The sequence below is a fragment of the Mycobacterium liflandii genome (assembly GCF_022354805.1).
Taxonomy (GTDB): domain Bacteria; phylum Actinomycetota; class Actinomycetes; order Mycobacteriales; family Mycobacteriaceae; genus Mycobacterium; species Mycobacterium marinum.
Map to the genome: position 1 here is coordinate 207,394 of NZ_CP023138.1, position 16,477 is coordinate 223,870.

Below are 16,477 nucleotides of genomic sequence, written 5' to 3' on the forward strand. Positions count from 1 at the left end.
GAGCCACGGGATGTCCTATCTGTTCGCTTCACCTGAACTGGTCACGACGGCAGCCGAGAGCTTGGCCGGGATCCGATCCACGATCAGCGAGGCCAACGCGGCGGCAGCGGCGACCACGACGCAGTTACTGCCCGCGGCTCAGGATGAGGTTTCTGCGGCCATTGCCAGGCTATTTGGCACCTTCGCGCTGGACTATCAGGCACTCAGCTCCCAGGCCGCGCAGTTTCACGCCGATTTTGTGCGGGCGTTGACCACCGGTGCCGGCGCCTATGTGGCGGCCGAGGCCACCAACGCCGCACCGCTGCAGGCCCTGCTGGGTGTGATCAACGCGCCCGCCCAGTCGCTGTTCGACCGCCCGTTGATCGGCAACGGTGCCGATGGCTTGCCGGGGACCGGGCAAGCCGACGGCGATGGTGGGCTGCTGTGGGGCAACGGGGGCAACGGCGGGTCCGGTGCGCCCGGCGGTAATGGCGGGGCGGGCGGGTCGGCCGGCCTGTTCGGCAATGGCGGGGTCGGCGGCTCCGGCGGGGCCGGAGTGGGCGGCGCCGGCGGGATCGGCGGTAACGGTGGGCTCTTCCTGGGGGCCGGCGGTCTCGGGGCGGCAGGCTTCGCCGGCGGGATCGGCGGCAACGGAGGAAGCGGCACCGGTCCGTTCGTGACCGGCGGCGTTGGTGGCGCGGGTGGAGCTGGTGGCGCGGGCGTGGCCGGCGACGGCGCTGCCGGTGGCGCGGGCGGCAGCGGCGGCGCGCACACCGGGTTCTGGTTCGGCTCCGCCGGAGCGGGCGGTGCCGGGGGTGCGGGCGGTGCCGGTGCGGCCGGCGGCGCGGGCAGCGATGCCGGTGGAACCGGCGGGATCGGCTATGCGGGCGGTTCCGGCGGTGCGGGCGGGGCCGGCGGTGCCGACAAGGTCCTGCTGTTCGGTACCGGAGGTGCCGGCGGCGCGGGCGGAGTGGGCGGCATCGGCGGCAACGGCGGCACCGGCGGCACCGGGGTGACCTTTGGCACGGTGGGGGGCGACGGTGGCGCCGGCGGGATGGGCGGGGCGGCCGGTGCCGGCGGAGCCGGCGGTGCCGGCGGGTTGTTGTTCGGCAGCACCGGCAGCGCAGGTGTGGGGACCGGCGGCGCCGGCGGCGGTGGCGGCCACGGCGGCAACGGTGATGTGGGCACGGCCGGCAACGCCGGCTTCGCCGGCGGCAAGGGCGGCGCCGGCGGCAACGGTGAAACCGGCCTCAGCGGCGTCGGCGGCAATGCCGGTAGCGGCGGAGCCGGCGGTGACGGTGGGGCCGGCGGCGCGGACACCGGTACCGGCGCAACCCTCGCCCCGGCCGGTGGTGCCGGCGGGGACGGCGGCAACGCCGGGGTAGCCGGCAGCGGCAGCGCCGGCTCGGGTAGGGGCGGCACCGGTGGCGCCGGCGGTCACGGAGGGGCCGGCAGCATCGGCAACCCCGGGGACCCCGGCCTCGACGGCGACACCGGCGGCCACGGCGGCCAAGGCGGCAACGGCGGCGATGCCACCGGCGCCGGCAGCGTCGGCGGTCATGCCGGCAACGGCGGCAAAGGCGGCCTGGGTGGCGCCGGCGGCGCCGACACCGGAACCGGCGCCACCGTTGCCCCGGGCGGGGGCGCCGGCGGCAGCGGCGGGGATGCGGGCATCGCCGGCGCCGGCGCCACCGCGGGCACCGGCGGAGTCGGCGGCGACGGCGGAGCCGGTGGAGGAGGCAGCGAGGGCAACACCGGCCATGCCGGCCTCGCGGGTGATGGCGGCGGCAGGGGCGGTGACGGCGGCAACGGCGGCGCCGGGTTCAGCGGCAACGGCGGCAACGCCGGCAGCGGCGGGGCCGGCGGTCACGGCGGTCACGGCGGCGCCGACACCGGAACCGGCGGCACCGTGGCGCCCGCCGGCGGCAACGGCGGCGCCGGCGGTGACGCGGGTGCGGTCGGCACTGGCGCAGCCGGCGCGGGCGGCGGCGGCACCGGCGGCAACGGCGGTGACGGCGGGGCGGGCAGCACCGGCAACATTGCTGACCCCGGCCTTACCGGCGACGCCGGCGGCGCGGGTGGTCAAGGCGGTAACGGCGGCAACGCCACCGGCACCGGCAGCGTGGGCGGCAACGCGGGCAGCGGCGGAACGGGCGGAGAAGGGGGCACCGGCGGTATCGACACTGGGACCGGCGCAGCCGTCGCACACGCTGGCGGGGTCGGCGGCGACGGCGGCGACGCCGGCATCGTCGGCGCCGGCGTGACCACGGGCAGCGGCGGCACCGGGGGTGACGGCGGTAAAGGCGGGGCAGGTAGCGCCGGCAATGCCGGTGACCCCGGCCTGTCCGGCGACATCGGCGGCAGGGGCGGTGACGGCGGCAACGGCGGAGCCGGGTTCAGCGGGGTCGGCGGCAAGGCCGGTAGCGGCGGCGCCGGCGGGCACGGCGGATCCGGCGGTGATGACACCGGAGTCGGCGCAGGGGTTGCCCCCGCCGGCGGCGCCGGCGGCGATGGCGGTGACGCCGGTACCTCCGGCAGCGGCAGCGCCGGGCTCGGCGCCGGCGGGGTCGGCGGCGACGGCGGCAACGGCGGGCCCGGAAGCCACGGCAACACCGGCGATACCGGCGCCGCGGGTGACATGGGCGGCGACGGTGGGGATGCGGGTAGCGGCTTCGTTGCGGGTCACGGCGGTGCTGGCGGTGCTGGCGGCACCGGCGGCGACGGTGGCGACACTGTTACCGCCAGCGGCCCCGCCGGCGGCGATGGCGGCGGCGGCGGCAACGGCGGCAAGGGCGGCGACGGCGGCAATTCCTTCGCCGGCGGCACCAGCGGGGCCGGTGGCAGCGGCGGCGACGGCGGCAACGGCGGCAGCAATGCCAAGACCGGCAACGGCGGCAACGGCGGCAACGGCGGCAACGGCGGCAACGGCGGCAACGGCGGCAACGGCGGCAACGGCGGCAACGGCGGCAACGGCGGCAACGGCGGTAACGGCGGTACCAGCACCGGAGGCCTGTCCAGCAACACCGGCGGGGACGGCGGCGTGGGCGGCATCGGCGGCGTCGGCGGCAAGGGTGCAACCGGCAGCACCAGCGTCGTACCCGGCATCGGCGGCTCCGGCGGGAAGGGCGGTCTGGGTGGCGACGGCGGCCTTGCCTCCGGCGCCGGATCCGTCGGTGGAGACGGCGGCGTCGGCGGCGCCGGCGGCACTGGCGGCAACGGCGGGACCGATGGCGGGTCCACCTTCGGTGGACAACTCGGCGGCGCGGGCGGCGCGGGTGGCGATGGCGGCAACGCCGGCTCCGGTACCACCGCGGGCGACGGCGGTGCCGGTGGCCGCGGCGGCAACGGCGGCAACGGCAGCGACGGCACGACCTTCGCCGGAGTTGGCCGCAACGGTGGCGGCGGCGACGAAGGCGGGATGGGCGGCACCGGCGGCGACTCGGGCACCGGCGGTACCGACGGCGCCAGCGGCGCGGGTGGCGATGGCGGCAAGGGCGGCAGCGGTGGTGATGCGGTCGCGAATATCAACGCCGGCAATGGCGGCAACGGCGGCAACGGCGGTGCGGCGGGCACGGCCGGAACCGGCGGCACGTTCTCGAGCCCGATCGGCGGCGCCGGCGGCACCGGTGGTACCGGCGGCAACGGGGGCAACGTCTTCAACAATTTCTACAACCACGTGACCAATACCGGCTACAACGGCGGCAACGGCGGCAACGGCGGCGCCGGGGGCACCGGTGACCTCGCCGAAAGCGGCGGCGCCGGCGGTCAGGGCGGCAATGGGGGTACGGGCAGCAACATCACCGTGCCGGTATCGCTGAGCGCCACCGTCGATGGCGGCGCGGGCGGGGCCGGCGGCCAAGGCGGGGTCGGCGGGACCAGCACCGGCGGCATTTCCACCAACACCGGAGGTGCCGGCGGCGTCGGCGGGACCGGCGGCACCGGTGGCCTGGGCCAGCCCACCACCAGCGTCGTGGGGCTACCAGCAGGCACCGGCGGCGACGGCGGCACCGGCGGCGCCGGCGGCGCGGGGGGCGTTTAGGTCCGAACTGCTCGCGGAACCGAATGCGTCCCCAACCCCGCTCAGGACTTGAACGGGTTCACCGCGAATTGGATCACCCGATACGGCCCGCTCATCCGCGCGCGGGTGTCCCACTGGCTGACGAATATCCGCAGTTCGTCGAGGATGGAGCCGGGCGAGATGTAGCCGCCGTAGGGCTGGGCGAGCCGGTTGTCGAATGGCGGCGGCAGACTCTCCGCGGGTTCCGGCCACTCGTCGTGCTGCACCACCGTCGTGATCGGCGCATCTCCCAGCAACGTCGGATTGGCGGCCACTCGCACTTCCATGTTGAGAGTGGTCGCGTTGAAATACGACAACACGGTCATGCCATCGATCTGCCGAATGCTCATTTCGCCGACCTGATCGCGCCAGAGCGGTGTCGGCGGCTTGTTCCAACCGCCGCCGGGCCCGCCGGCCCAGCCTTGCCACTTGGACCGGTCGATGAAGGTCTGCGGCGTCGCCCGATACAGCAGCACCGGATCTCTGCGGGTGAAATTGTCGGCCACGATGTACACCCAGCCGCCGGGCGAATCGGGGGTGGGAATGGGGTCGTAGTACCCGCTGATCTGAGTCTGTGACCCGTCCTGATACCGGGCCGCGCGCTGGGTGCCCGCGATGGTCTGCCAGCCCGCACGCTCCGGCACCGCCAACACCAGCCTCGAACTCTGCGGCTCCAGGTCTTTGGTCGTGGTCACCATCAGGTAGTTGTGCCGGTTGATCTGCACCACTCCGGCGGGCAGCTGCGAGTTCCCGGCAGGTGTGGGATCGGCAAGCAGCGGGCTGCCGATGCCCGTGACTCCGGTGTAGCGCACCCCTGCCGGGTCGTCGACGGACGCGGTGTCGACACGCAATGCGATCGGCGAGTACCAGCCGCCGAACCCGACACCCTGGCCGGCGAAGCTATCGCCGCACACCTGCAACAGCTCGGTGGGGAATTCGACGAACTCGCACAGATCGGTGGCGCCAATGCCGTAGTCGCCGGTCGGCGTTCCGGTGCCGGCGGTTGGCCCCATGCGCAACACTTGGCCGGGCGCCAACGGCGGCAGAATGGGCGCGGGCCCCGGCGCCGGCGGATCGGCGTGGGCGATCCAAAAACATTGCGAGGCAACAATAACCAGCACGACAAGCAGGGAGCACCGCACGACCAGGGCGGAGCTCACCCTTAGGTCACCGGTCAGCGGCCAGCAGTTCGGCGATCTGGATGGTGTTCAGCGCCGCCCCCTTGCGCAGGTTGTCCCCCGACACGAACAGCGCCAGGCCGCGCCCGTCTGGCACACCCGGGTCTTGGCGGATGCGACCGACCAGCGACTCGTCGACTCCTGCCGCGGCCAACGGCGTCGGCACGTCGACGACTTTGACGCCCGGGGCCCCGTCGAGAAGTTCGCGCGCCCGCTCCGGCGAGAGCGGCCGCTCGAATTCGGCATTGATCGACAACGAGTGTCCGGTGAACACCGGTACCCGCACGCAGGTACCGCTGACCGACAAGTCGGGAATGCCCAGAATCTTGCGGCTCTCGAAGCGCAGCTTCTGGTCCTCGTCGGTCTCGCCGGAGCCGTCGTCCACCAACGATCCGGCCAGCGGCACCACATTGAACGCGATCGGCGCCACATACTTCACCGGCGCCGGGAACTGCAGGGCCGCACCGTCGTGCACCAATTGCTCGGCGCCGTCGATCACCTCGCGCACCTGGGTCGCCAGTTCCTCGACGCCCGCCACCCCGCTACCGGACACGGCTTGATACGACGAGACCACGATGCGGACCAGCCCAGCCTCGTCGTGCAGCACCTTGAGCACCGGCATCGCCGCCATCGTGGTGCAGTTCGGGTTGGCGATGATGCCCTTCGTGAGAGGCCCAGCGCGGTTCGCGACATCGCGCTCGAAGTTGACCTCCGACACCACCAACGGCACGTCGGGGTCTTTACGCCAGGCCGACGAGTTGTCGATCACCGTCACGCCGGCGGCGGCGAACCGCGGCGCTTGCACCTTCGACATGGCCCCACCGGCCGAGAACAGCGCGATGTCCAGCCCACTGGGATCGGCGGTCTCGGCGTCTTCGACCTCGATCTCCTGGCCGCGGAAGGGCAGCTTGCGGCCCTGCGACCGAGCGGATGCGAAGAACCGGACGGAGGTCGCCGGAAAGTCACGCTCATCGAGCAGCGCGCGCATGACCTGACCGACCTGGCCGGTGGCCCCCACTATCCCGATCGACAAGCCGGTGGCACCCATCTCAGCGCCCCGTCCCCGCGTAGACCGTGGCCGTCTCCTCCCCGCCGAGACCGAACGCCTCATGCAGGGCGACAACCGCCTTGTCCAGCTCGGTGTCGCGGCACAGCACCGAGATCCGGATCTCGGAGGTGGAGATCAGCTCGATGTTCACGCCGACCGCTGCCAGCGCCTCACAGAACGTCGCGGTGACACCGGGATGGCTGCGCATGCCCGCGCCGATCAGCGACAGCTTGCCGATGTGGTCGTCGTAGAGCAGTTGGGTGAAGCCGACTTCGTCTTTGAGCAAGTCCAGCTTGGCCACCGCCGTGGGGCCACTGTCTCGCGAACAGGTGAAGGTGATGTCGGTCCTGCCGTCCTCGACCTTGGACACGTTCTGCAACACCATGTCGATGTTCACGTCGGCCTCGGCGACGGCCCGGAAGACCTTGGCCGCATAGCCCGGGATGTCAGGTATCCCGACAATGGTCACCTTGGCCTCGCTGCGGTCGTGCGCGACGCCGGTCAGGATGGGGTCTTCCATAGCTATGTCCTTGATCGATCCGACAACGAGGGTGCCCGGTTTGTCCGAATAAGAAGAGCGGACGTGCACCGGAATGTTGTGCCGGCGCGCGTATTCCACACAGCGCAGCATCAACACCTTGGCGCCGCAGGCCGCCATCTCGAGCATTTCCTCGAAAGTGACGGTGTCCAGCTTGCGGGCGTTGTGCACGATGCGCGGGTCCGCGCTGAAGATGCCGTCCACGTCGGTGTAGATCTCACAGACGTCAGCGCCCAGCGCGGCGGCCAGCGCGACCGCGGTGGTGTCCGATCCGCCGCGGCCCAAGGTGGTGACGTCCTTGCTGTCTTGGCTCACCCCCTGGAAGCCGGCGACCAGCACGATCCGGCCTTCGTCGAGCGCGGCCTGCAGCCGTCCCGGCGTGACCTCGATGATCTTCGCGTTGCCGTGGGTGCCGGTGGTGATCACGCCGGCTTGTGAACCCGTGAAGGACCGTGCATGCGCACCCAGTGATTCGATCGCCATCGCCACCAGCGCGTTGGAGATGCGCTCGCCCGCGGTCAGCAGCATGTCGAGTTCGCGCGGCGGCGGTACCGGACACACCTGCAGCGCCAGGTCCATCAGGTCGTCGGTGGTGTCGCCCATCGCAGAGACCACGACGACGACGTCGTTGCCCTGCTTCTTGGTTTCGACAATGCGTTCGGCGACGCGGCGAATCCGTTCGGCATTGCCCACCGAGGATCCGCCGTACTTCTGCACGACGAGCGCCACTGTTTCCCTTCCCATACCGAAGCTGCGCAACCACCACTGGTGGTATAAGTCCACAACAGGATACGTGTCGGCGCATCTCAATTAATTTCGATGCCGCGGGGCCACGGTTCGGCCGTCGAGGGCGGCGCGCGCCGGGCATCACCCGAAGACGCAGGTACGCCGCCCGCTGGTGACCAGCAACCGGCGGGGTTCATCACGAGGCGAGGCCAAGTTCACTCGTTCCGGGTGGCGGCCCCGGACAAATTTCGCAGATGTGCAGGTGATCCGGGCAGCGTGGGAGAATGCCTGCGGCGGCCACCAGCGCATTTGGGCTGGCGGTCGTCCGGGTTCGCGGGAAAGGGCTGTGGCGGGATGCGGACGAACTGGTGGGGACGGTTGTCCCGATACGTTCTCCGGTACCGGCGTGACCTGCTGCTAGGATTGTTCGCGTCGGTGGTCGGCACCGCGATCACGGTCATGGTTCCGCTGGTCACCAAACGCGTCATAGACAATGCGATCGCGCCGGATCACAGAACTCTGGCGCCGTGGGCTCTGGTGCTGGTTGCCGCTGCGGTTGCGATCTACTTCATGACCTTCGTGCGCCGGCATTACGGCGGTCGAATCGCCCATTTGGTGCAGCATGACCTCCGCGTGGACGCGTTTGCGACGCTGATGCGCTGGGGCGGCCGGCAGCAGGACCGCTGGACAGGGCTCCGGCGTTGTTGATTAGCAGGCTTGTGAGCTGGGGAATTGTGGATTGAGGAGGTCTAGGCGGCGGTTGGCGGTCAAAGCGGTGATCCGGCAGGCTTCGGCGATGTTGTCGGCGCCGTTGAGGCGGTGCAGATTGATCGCGGTGTTGCGTAGCGTTGCTAGGACCTGTGCGCCGTTTCCGGTATGTGCCCTTTGACGGTCTTCGTCGAAGGTGACGTCGCGTATCCAGTGCAGGCTGTTCTCGATTCCCCAGTGTTGACGCATCCAGGTCATGATCGCGGTAGGGCGGACGTGCTCGAACGGCAGGCTGCAGATGGCATAGACCACCTCCACGCTGCGCTGGTCGGTGGCGGTGATCAAGCGTTCACGAGTGATCCGGATGATTTGTTTTGCGTAGGGGAAGCCGATTCCTCGTACAGCGGTGATGATTTGCAGGGTGCGGGTCTCGACACGGCCGTGGCCGCGGGAGTCGTCGGTAGCGGCTGCGGGCACCTCGGCCCAGGGCAGCGCGGTGATACGCGCAAGTATTTTGGCTTGGTTGGACTTGACGATCATCAGGTAGTGCGACTTCAAGGTGGCGCAGATCAACTTCGCGGTGACGACCTGGGTATGCATCGCATCCACGGTGACCAGCCACCGCAAGCTACCCGGCAGCAGCGTGAGCAGGGCACGTACGCAGGGAATTTCATTGCTTTTCTCGGCGACAGCGAGTTGACCGAGCACCAATCAGGCACGGTGGGCGAACACCGACACGAGATGCGTGGCTGTCGCTTTGGCGCGTAAAGCACCACGCAGCATCTTGCCGTCCAACGCGATCGGCACCAATCCACTGGGGTCGCTGCTGGCCACGTGTGCAGTGAAGTAACTGCCCATCCTGGCGTTGAGGTCGGCGGGGTCTAGCCGAGACAAAACAGCGCGGAAGGTCTTCTCACTGGGCCGCCGGAACCGGACCCCTAATTAGGCCAACACATCATCGGGAGCGGTGGCCGCCCATGTGGCAAAACCAGCATAGCCGCGCATCCCCGCGGCAGTGGCCAGAACCGCGATCGCCAACAAAGCCATCAGCGAATACCTCCGACCGCGTGGGTCCCTCGGGTCTGGCACCGAGACCAACACATCGAGAAACTCCGATCCGATGAGCTCGCTGCGCTCACCAGGACTCCAGCGGTCGAACACCTCTGGAACCGACGACACAGGCAATACTGAAACGGTAGGCACGGGCAACTCCAGACCAACGACGAACAGTAACCAACTCGATCGTTCTCCAGATAGCCCGTGCCTACACTCCGGCCCCAATAGCGCGGCACCAAAGATCATCAACCCAGCTCACAAGCCTGCTAATCAACAACGCCGGAGCCCTGGACCGCTGGAGCAGCGGCCAGCTCATCGTCCGGACCACCAATGACCTGGAACTGGTGCAGACGCTGCTGTTCGACCTGCCCAATGTGATCCGGCATCTGCTTACGCTGCTGCTCTGCCTCGCGGTGATGGCCTGGCTGTCCTTACCACTGGCTTTGCTCGTGGTGCTACTTGTCCCGCTGATCGGCCTGGTCGCCCATCGCAGCCGCCGCCTGCTGGCGGTAGCCACCGAGGCCGCGCAAGAACGCAATGCCGTGGTCACCGGTGTGGTCGACGCCGCGGTCAGCGGGATTCATGTCGTCAAGGCCTTCGGGCAGCAGTCCCAGGAGACGGTGAAACTCACGACTGCCGGCCGCGCGCTCTATGCAGCACGCGTGCGGGTAGCCCGGCTCAACGCATACTTCGGCCCGCTGCTGCAAAGCCTGCCCGCCTTCGGGCAGATGGCGGTCCTCGCGGTCGGCGGATGGATGGCGGCGCAGGGCACGATCACGGTGGGCACCTTCGTTGCCTTCTGGTCTTGCCTGACCCTGGTGTCGCGCCCGGCGTGTGATCTGGCGGGGATGCTCACCATCGCGCAGCAGGCGCGGACGGGCGCCATCCGGGTGTTCGAACTCATCGACAGCCGGCCGACTCTGGTCGATGGCACCAAGCAGCTGCCCTCGTCGACTCCGGTATCCCTCGCCTTCGAGCAGGCATCGTTCGGCTATGCGGCCGAACACCCCGTCCTGCGCGGCATAGACCTCTCCGTTCGGCCCGGGGAAACCCTTGCCGTGGTCGGCCCGCCAGGCAGCGGCAAATCCACCTTGGCGCTGCTGGCGATGCGCTGCTATGACGTCACCGCGGGAGCGGTCCGCGTCGGCGGCCATGATGTGCGCGACCTGACTCTGGATTCGTTGCGCTCGGCTATCGGCCTGGTGCCCGAACAGGCCATCCTGTTTTCCGGAACTATCGGTGAGAACATCTCCTACGGCCGCTCGAACGTGACGCTGGAGCAGATCACCGCCGCGGCCCGGGCGGCGCATATCGACGAGTTCGTGAACACGTTGCCGGACGGCTACGCGACGCCGGTCGGAGCGCAGGGATTGACGCTGTCCGGCGGGCAGCGGCAACGCATCGCGCTGGCCCGGGCGCTCGTTGGCAATCCCCGATTGTTGATCATGGACGAGCCGACCTCGGCCGTGGACGCGGTCATCGAAGCTTCGATCCAGGACGTGTTGCGGGAGGTCCTCGCAGACCGGACCGCGGTCATCTTCACCCGCCGCCGCTCCATGCTGTCCTTGGCCGACCGCGTCGCGGTGCTCGATTCCGGGCATCTGCTCGATATCGGCACCCCGGAACAGCTATGGGGACGCTGTTCGCGTTATCGCGAACTACTCTCGCCCGCAACAGATCCCCTGCGTAGTCTCGCGTTCGAAGACGGTGTGCCCGAGCCGGAATCGGAACCGGAGGCCATCGACGTCGCCGCTGACGCGACCGGACCCAGCGACCACTCGCCCAAGCCCGACCTGTTGCGCCGGCTGCTGCACGACTTCCGCGGGCCACTGATCGTGAGCCTGTTGCTGGTAGCCCTCGAGACCGGTGCGGGATTGTTGCCGCCCCTGCTCATCAGGCACGGTATCGATGTCGGCATCCGTCAGCACGTGCTAACGGCGCTGTGGTGGGCGGCACTGGCCGGCGCCGCCATCGTGGCCATCCGCCTGGTCGCACAGTGGGGCAGCGCCGTGGTCACCGGAACCGCCGGGGAGAAGGCGCTGTTCCGATTGCGCTCCCTGGTATTTGCCCATGCGCAGCGTCTGGACCTAGACGCCTTCGAAGACAACGGTGATTCCCAGATCATTACCGCGGTCACCGCCGACGTAGACGCCATCGTGGCGTTCCTGCGCACGGGCCTGGTCATCGCCATCGTCAGCCTGATGACGGCGGTGGGCATTCTGGCGGCACTGCTGGCCATCAACGCCAAGTTGGCGTTGCTCATCTTCGCCACCTTGCCGATGCTGGGCCTGGCGACCTGGCAATTCCGCCGGGCGTCGAGCTGGACCTACCGGCAGGCGCGGCAGCGGCTTGGGACCGTGACCGCCACCCTTCGGGAGTACTCCGCGGGGCTGCGAGTCGCACAGGCCTACCGTGCCGAATACGTTGGACTTCAAACGTATTTCGCGCACAGCGACGACTACCGACGACTCCGCGTCCGTGCTCAACGGCTGCTGGCGCTGTATTTTCCGCTCGTACCGTTAACCTGCAGCCTGGCAACGACACTGGTGCTGTTCGAAGGGGGCCGCGACGTACAGGCGGGCGTGCTCTCGGTCGGCGCGCTGGTGACCTACCTGCTCTATGTCGAAATGTTGTTCGCGCCGGTCGACAAGCTGTCCCAAATGTTTGACGAGTATCAGCGCGCGGCGGTTGCCGTCGGACGGATCCGGTCGCTGCTGAACACACCGACCGCATTTTCGCCGTCGGCGGCGCCGGTGGGAACGCTGCGCGGTGAGATCGAGTTCGACGCCGTTCACTTCCGGTACCCGACCCGGGATGCGCCCGCACTGGCCGGGATCAATCTGCGGATTCCCGCCGGCCAAACGGTGGTGTTCGTCGGCTCCACCGGGTCAGGGAAATCGACCCTGATGAAGTTGGTGTCCAGGTTCTACGACCCGACGGACGGAATCATCCGGATCGATGGTTGCGACTTGCGGGAATTCGATATCGACGGCTACCGCAGCCGGCTCAGCATCGTGGCGCAGGAACCCTACCTATTTGCCGGGACGGTCCGTGATGCCATCGCATACGGGCGTCCCGATGCCACCGACGCGCAGGTCGAACGGGCCGCGCGCGAGGTGGGTGCACACCCCATGATCGCCGCGCTCGATGGCGGGTACCAGCATGAGGTGGCCGCAGGTGGCCGGAATCTGTCCGCCGGCCAGCTGCAATTGCTGGCGTTGGCTCGGGCGCGGCTGGTCGATTCCGACATCTTGCTGCTCGACGAGGCCACCGTCGCCCTGGACCCCGCTACCGAGGCCTTGGTGCACTGGGCGACCCTGGGCCTGGCAGCCAGAGCTCCGGCGTTGTTGATTAGCAGGCTTGTGAGCTGGGGAATTGTGGATTGAGGAGGTCTAGGCGGCGGTTGGCGGTCAAAGCGGTGATCCGGCAGGCTTCGGCGATGTTGTCGGCGCCGTTGAGGCGGTGCAGATTGATCGCGGTGTTGCGTAGCGTTGCTAGGACCTGTGCGCCGTTTCCGGTATGTGCCCTTTGACGGTCTTCGTCGAAGGTGACGTCGCGTATCCAGTGCAGGCTGTTCTCGATTCCCCAGTGTTGACGCATCCAGGTCATGATCGCGGTAGGGCGGGCGTGCTCGAACGGCAGGCTGCAGATGGCATAGACCACCTCCACGCTGCGCTGGTCGGTGGCGGTGATCAAGCGTTCACGAGTGATCCGGATGATTTGTTTTGCGTAGGGGAAGCCGATTCCTCGTACAGCGGTGATGATTTGCAGGGTGCGGGTCTCGACACGGCCGTGGCCGCGGGAGTCGTCGGTAGCGGCTGCGGGCACCTCGGCCCAGGGCAGCGCGGTGATACGCGCAAGTATTTTGGCTTGGTTGGACTTGACGATCATCAGGTAGTGCGACTTCAAGGTGGCGCAGATCAACTTCGCGGTGACGACCTGGGTATGCATCGCATCCACAGTGACCAGCCACCGCAAGCTACCCGGCAGCAGCGTGAGCAGGGCACGTACGCAGGGAATTTCATTGCTTTTCTCGGCGACAGCGAGTTGACCGAGCACCAATCGGGCACGGTGGGCGAACACCGACACGAGATGCGTGGCTGTCGCTTTGGCGCGTAAAGGCACCACGCAGCATCTTGCCGTCCAACGCGATCGGCACCAATCCACTGGGGTCGCTGCTGGCCACGTGTGCAGTGAAGTAACTGCCCATCCTGGCGTTGAGGTCGGCGGGGTCTAGCCGAGACAAAACAGCGCGGAAGGTCTTCTCACTGGGCCGCCGGAACCGGACCCCTAATTAGGCCAACACATCATCGGGAGCGGTGGCCGCCCATGTGGCAAAACCAGCATAGCCGCGCATCCCCGCGGCAGTGGCCAGAACCGCGATCGCCAACAAAGCCATCAGCGAATACCTCCGACCGCGTGGGTCCCTCGGGTCTGGCACCGAGGCCAACACATCGAGAAACTCCGATCCGATGAGCTCGCTGCGCTCACCAGGACTCCAGCGGTCGAACACCTCTGGAACCGACGACACAGGCAATACTGAAACGGTAGGCACGGGCAACTCCAGACCAACGACGAACAGTAACCAACTCGATCGTTCTCCAGATAGCCCGTGCCTACACTCCGGCCCCAATAGCGCGGCACCAAAGATCATCAACCCAGCTCACAAGCCTGCTAATCAACAACGCCGGAGCCCTGGCCTGGCAGCCGACCGGACCACGTTGATCATTGCCCACGAGTTGGCAATTGCCGAATTCGTAGATCGGATCGTGGTTCTCGAGCAGGGAACCATTGTCGAGGACGGCACCCACGTCGAGCTACTGGCCGCCGGCGGACGCTATGCCGCGCTGTGGGCGGCCCACAGCCGGGTGGGCCGGCCGTCGCCATCCGACGATCGGCCGATCCCAACCGAACTGCTGGTCCATTCCCCCGACACGGATGTCCTCTAGCGGGGATCAGGCAACCGGAGCCTCGGGCATCGCGGTCAGCGCCAGCATGACGTAGTGCCGCAGCAGACGACGAGTGCAGTCCTGGACCACCAGGTTGCGCCGACCGTCCAAACTGTAGGCGGAGTCCACGATCCAGAACGCGAACAGGCTGGTCGAGAGGTAGGCCGGCATGTCCTCGCACCGCAGCACGGCCTCGGCAATGTCCTCGAGGAGCTGTCGCACCGAGCGCGCGGCGGCGGCCAGGCTCATTCCCAGCATGTCGTTGTCCCAGTCGGCCGGAGGGGTCTGGTTTCCATCCAGCGGTAGCGTCCGCAGCACCTCGGAGACCAAGGCGTGCACCTGGAGCGGGCGCAGGCAGTCGGCCGGACGGTGGTGTCCGAGATCGGCACTCCAGCCCGACAACCGCTCGCGCAACCGGTCCGCCGACATCTCACGAATCAGGTTTCGCGCCCACTTGAGCGGTTCCTCGCGGTTGTCGTGGTACAGAACCAGATCCAGCGGACCATGCTTGTCAAAGCGAATCAGTCGCCACACCAGATCGAAGAATTCCTCCGATGACAACACCTCACCGTAGGGGATGGGCTGTTCGCGGTTGCGGATCTCCTGGACAGGCGGAGCCTCGGTGGATACGGAAATCCACTCCTCGAACCGCCGACCATCGATCTGCCTTTCCTGCAGCGGCAGCGGCACCGGACGCTCTGGTGTGCTCTTCCACTTGGCGAGCAGTTCGGCGATTTGGCCGGCTGCAGCGCACAGGGTGGTAATGAAGCGCTGCTGGTAGGACTCATCGGGGACACCGCTGGTCAACAGTTCGCTCAGCGAGGCACAGGGCGTGTCCTCGACGTCGCTGACCAGACGGCCGGGGTTATCGGCCACGCGGTGGAAGGCCATGATGATGCAGCTGCGCGCATTTCCGGAGGCGGTGCGGAACCGGTGGTGCACCAGGGAACCGGCGGCGAACACGGTGCTCAGCGGCCGTTCGGAATCACTGACCTCGATGACGACCGGGCGGTCTTGGTCCCTCAACTGCATCTGCGCGTCGAATACCCGCCTGATCCTCTCGGTGGTGGTGAAGATCGACGCATTTTCGCTGGACCACGGTTCCCCGGCCTCGTTGACAAAGCAGGTGCGGGCGAGTTGATGGGTGCCAGGCAGGAAGGTGAAGTTCTGCCCGGCCGGCCCCTTGGCAGTTCCGCGGCGCCAGGTGACGATGATCTTGTACTCGTCATTGAACGGCGTGTTGTCGATGTGCAGCATGTTGTCCTGCGCCAGGACGGACAACGGCTCCGCGTCCTTGGCACGTTCATCAACCATCCAGATCGGACCGCCGACCGCGTAGGAGATGAGCGTGATCATCAACGGGTGCACCATCGGGTTGTTGACCTCAGGATCGGTCAGAAGCCCTACGGTTCGCCGCAGGTCCACGAAGCGGTGGATGAAGCTACCGCTGCCCTCCTGCGCCATGATTTCGTCGTAGCGCGCAACCAATTCCAGGAAGGCGTCCGATTCGACGATGTCGGCGAGGACTACCGCGCCCTGCTCTGCCATTTGCCCCAAGAGGTCCTGCAGCCCTGCGGTTGCGGTGGCGGCGTCCTGCGGGCTCAGAATCTCGAAGGCTTTGGTGAGCTCCGCCAATAGCGTGCTGCGGTAGGACTCTTTCTCCTCCAGATCACGGAAGCGCTTGTACGCCCAGGCGGCGGGAAGTTCTTCAGGCGATACCAGTTCCGGACCGATCGGAGGCGCGAAATTCATTGGCAGCACATCATCGGAGTTGAATTTGGCTAGCTGAATTCCATTGGCATTATCGGTCGACGATAATGTCGCGCCAAGCTGCATGAGCGATACCCCTAGCTGAGAAGTGAAGGTGCGATAGCGGATGATCAAGTCCGAGAAGCCCATGTCCGCTTCTCTGGCGGCCGATCGCGTTAAACGTACGTCAAATAACCCACCTAACCTGGTGTGATTCCACTCTCATGCAGGGCACTGCTGTGCGGCAGCGCACTCTACTCTCGAATGCTTGAAAGTTGCTGAGTATTAATGCCAGGGAATTGGCAGAAAAGCCTTTCTCATTTATGGCGGCGACCGCCGCGGAGCTAGGCCACCCCGACAAGTTTTCCGTTAAGCCACAACGGTATTGATGTTTTCACCGAGCACACCCGGGCTCCATTAGCCTTCGGAATCCTCAGCGCGGAAACGCATTCAGTCGACGGCGGGAGCCAAGGTCCGCGATCGACAGCG

At 67.7% G+C, this 16,477-nt stretch carries 5 protein-coding genes and 5 pseudogenes; 4 read left to right on the plus strand and 6 right to left on the minus strand.

Annotation, left to right across the window (positions count from 1 at the left end):
- Positions 1–10: 10 nt before the first annotated feature.
- A complete protein-coding gene (locus CKW46_RS01045) occupies positions 11–4,018 on the plus strand; it encodes a PE family protein (RefSeq protein WP_499018616.1) in 4,008 nt (1,335 codons plus the stop codon).
- Positions 4,019–4,059: 41 nt separating this feature from the next.
- Here the strand turns inward: CKW46_RS01045 and CKW46_RS01050 are convergent, their stop codons facing one another.
- From CKW46_RS01050 to CKW46_RS01060, 3 genes are read right to left on the minus strand one after another with little or no spacing between them, the layout of a single operon-like run.
- The gene (locus CKW46_RS01050) at positions 4,060–5,196 is read right to left on the minus strand and encodes a DUF4185 domain-containing protein (RefSeq protein WP_482052678.1); all 1,137 of its coding nucleotides are present in this window, start codon (positions 5,194–5,196) and stop codon (positions 4,060–4,062) included.
- A 7-nt stretch (positions 5,197–5,203) separates the two neighbouring features.
- Positions 5,204–6,262 carry an aspartate-semialdehyde dehydrogenase gene (locus CKW46_RS01055; RefSeq protein ID WP_015357542.1) on the minus strand — a complete coding sequence of 353 codons (1,059 nt, stop codon included), beginning with the start codon at positions 6,260–6,262 and terminating at the stop codon, positions 5,204–5,206.
- Position 6,263: 1 nt separating this feature from the next.
- Positions 6,264–7,529, minus strand: a complete 1,266-nt coding sequence (locus CKW46_RS01060; protein WP_012396734.1) for an aspartate kinase — start codon at positions 7,527–7,529, stop codon at positions 6,264–6,266.
- 351 nt (positions 7,530–7,880) lie between these two features.
- On the opposite strand from CKW46_RS01060, the pseudogene CKW46_RS01065 reads away from it, so the two are divergent.
- Positions 7,881–8,216, plus strand: a pseudogene (locus CKW46_RS01065) (ABC transporter transmembrane domain-containing protein); the annotation flags it as partial.
- An 18-nt stretch (positions 8,217–8,234) separates the two neighbouring features.
- Here CKW46_RS01065 and CKW46_RS01070 read toward each other — a convergent pair.
- Positions 8,235–9,437: pseudogene (locus CKW46_RS01070) on the minus strand (ISAs1-like element IS2404/ISMul1 family transposase).
- Between the two features lie 140 nt (positions 9,438–9,577).
- Between CKW46_RS01070 and CKW46_RS01075 the strand changes: the two are divergent.
- Positions 9,578–12,646, plus strand: a pseudogene (locus tag CKW46_RS01075) (ABC transporter ATP-binding protein); the annotation flags it as partial.
- On the opposite strand, the pseudogene CKW46_RS01080 reads toward CKW46_RS01075, so the two are convergent.
- Positions 12,642–13,845 (minus strand): annotated as a pseudogene (locus CKW46_RS01080) (ISAs1-like element IS2404/ISMul1 family transposase). The pseudogenes CKW46_RS01075 and CKW46_RS01080 overlap by 5 nt on opposite strands.
- A gap of 127 nt (positions 13,846–13,972) precedes the next feature.
- Between CKW46_RS01080 and CKW46_RS01085 the strand changes: the two are divergent.
- Positions 13,973–14,239: pseudogene (locus tag CKW46_RS01085) on the plus strand (hypothetical protein); the annotation flags it as partial.
- A gap of 6 nt (positions 14,240–14,245) precedes the next feature.
- On the opposite strand, the gene CKW46_RS01090 reads toward CKW46_RS01085, so the two are convergent.
- On the minus strand, positions 14,246–16,075 hold the full coding sequence (locus CKW46_RS01090) for a hypothetical protein (RefSeq protein ID WP_252872267.1): 1,830 nt from the start codon (positions 16,073–16,075) through the stop codon (positions 14,246–14,248).
- Between the last annotated feature and the right edge of the window lie 402 nt (positions 16,076–16,477).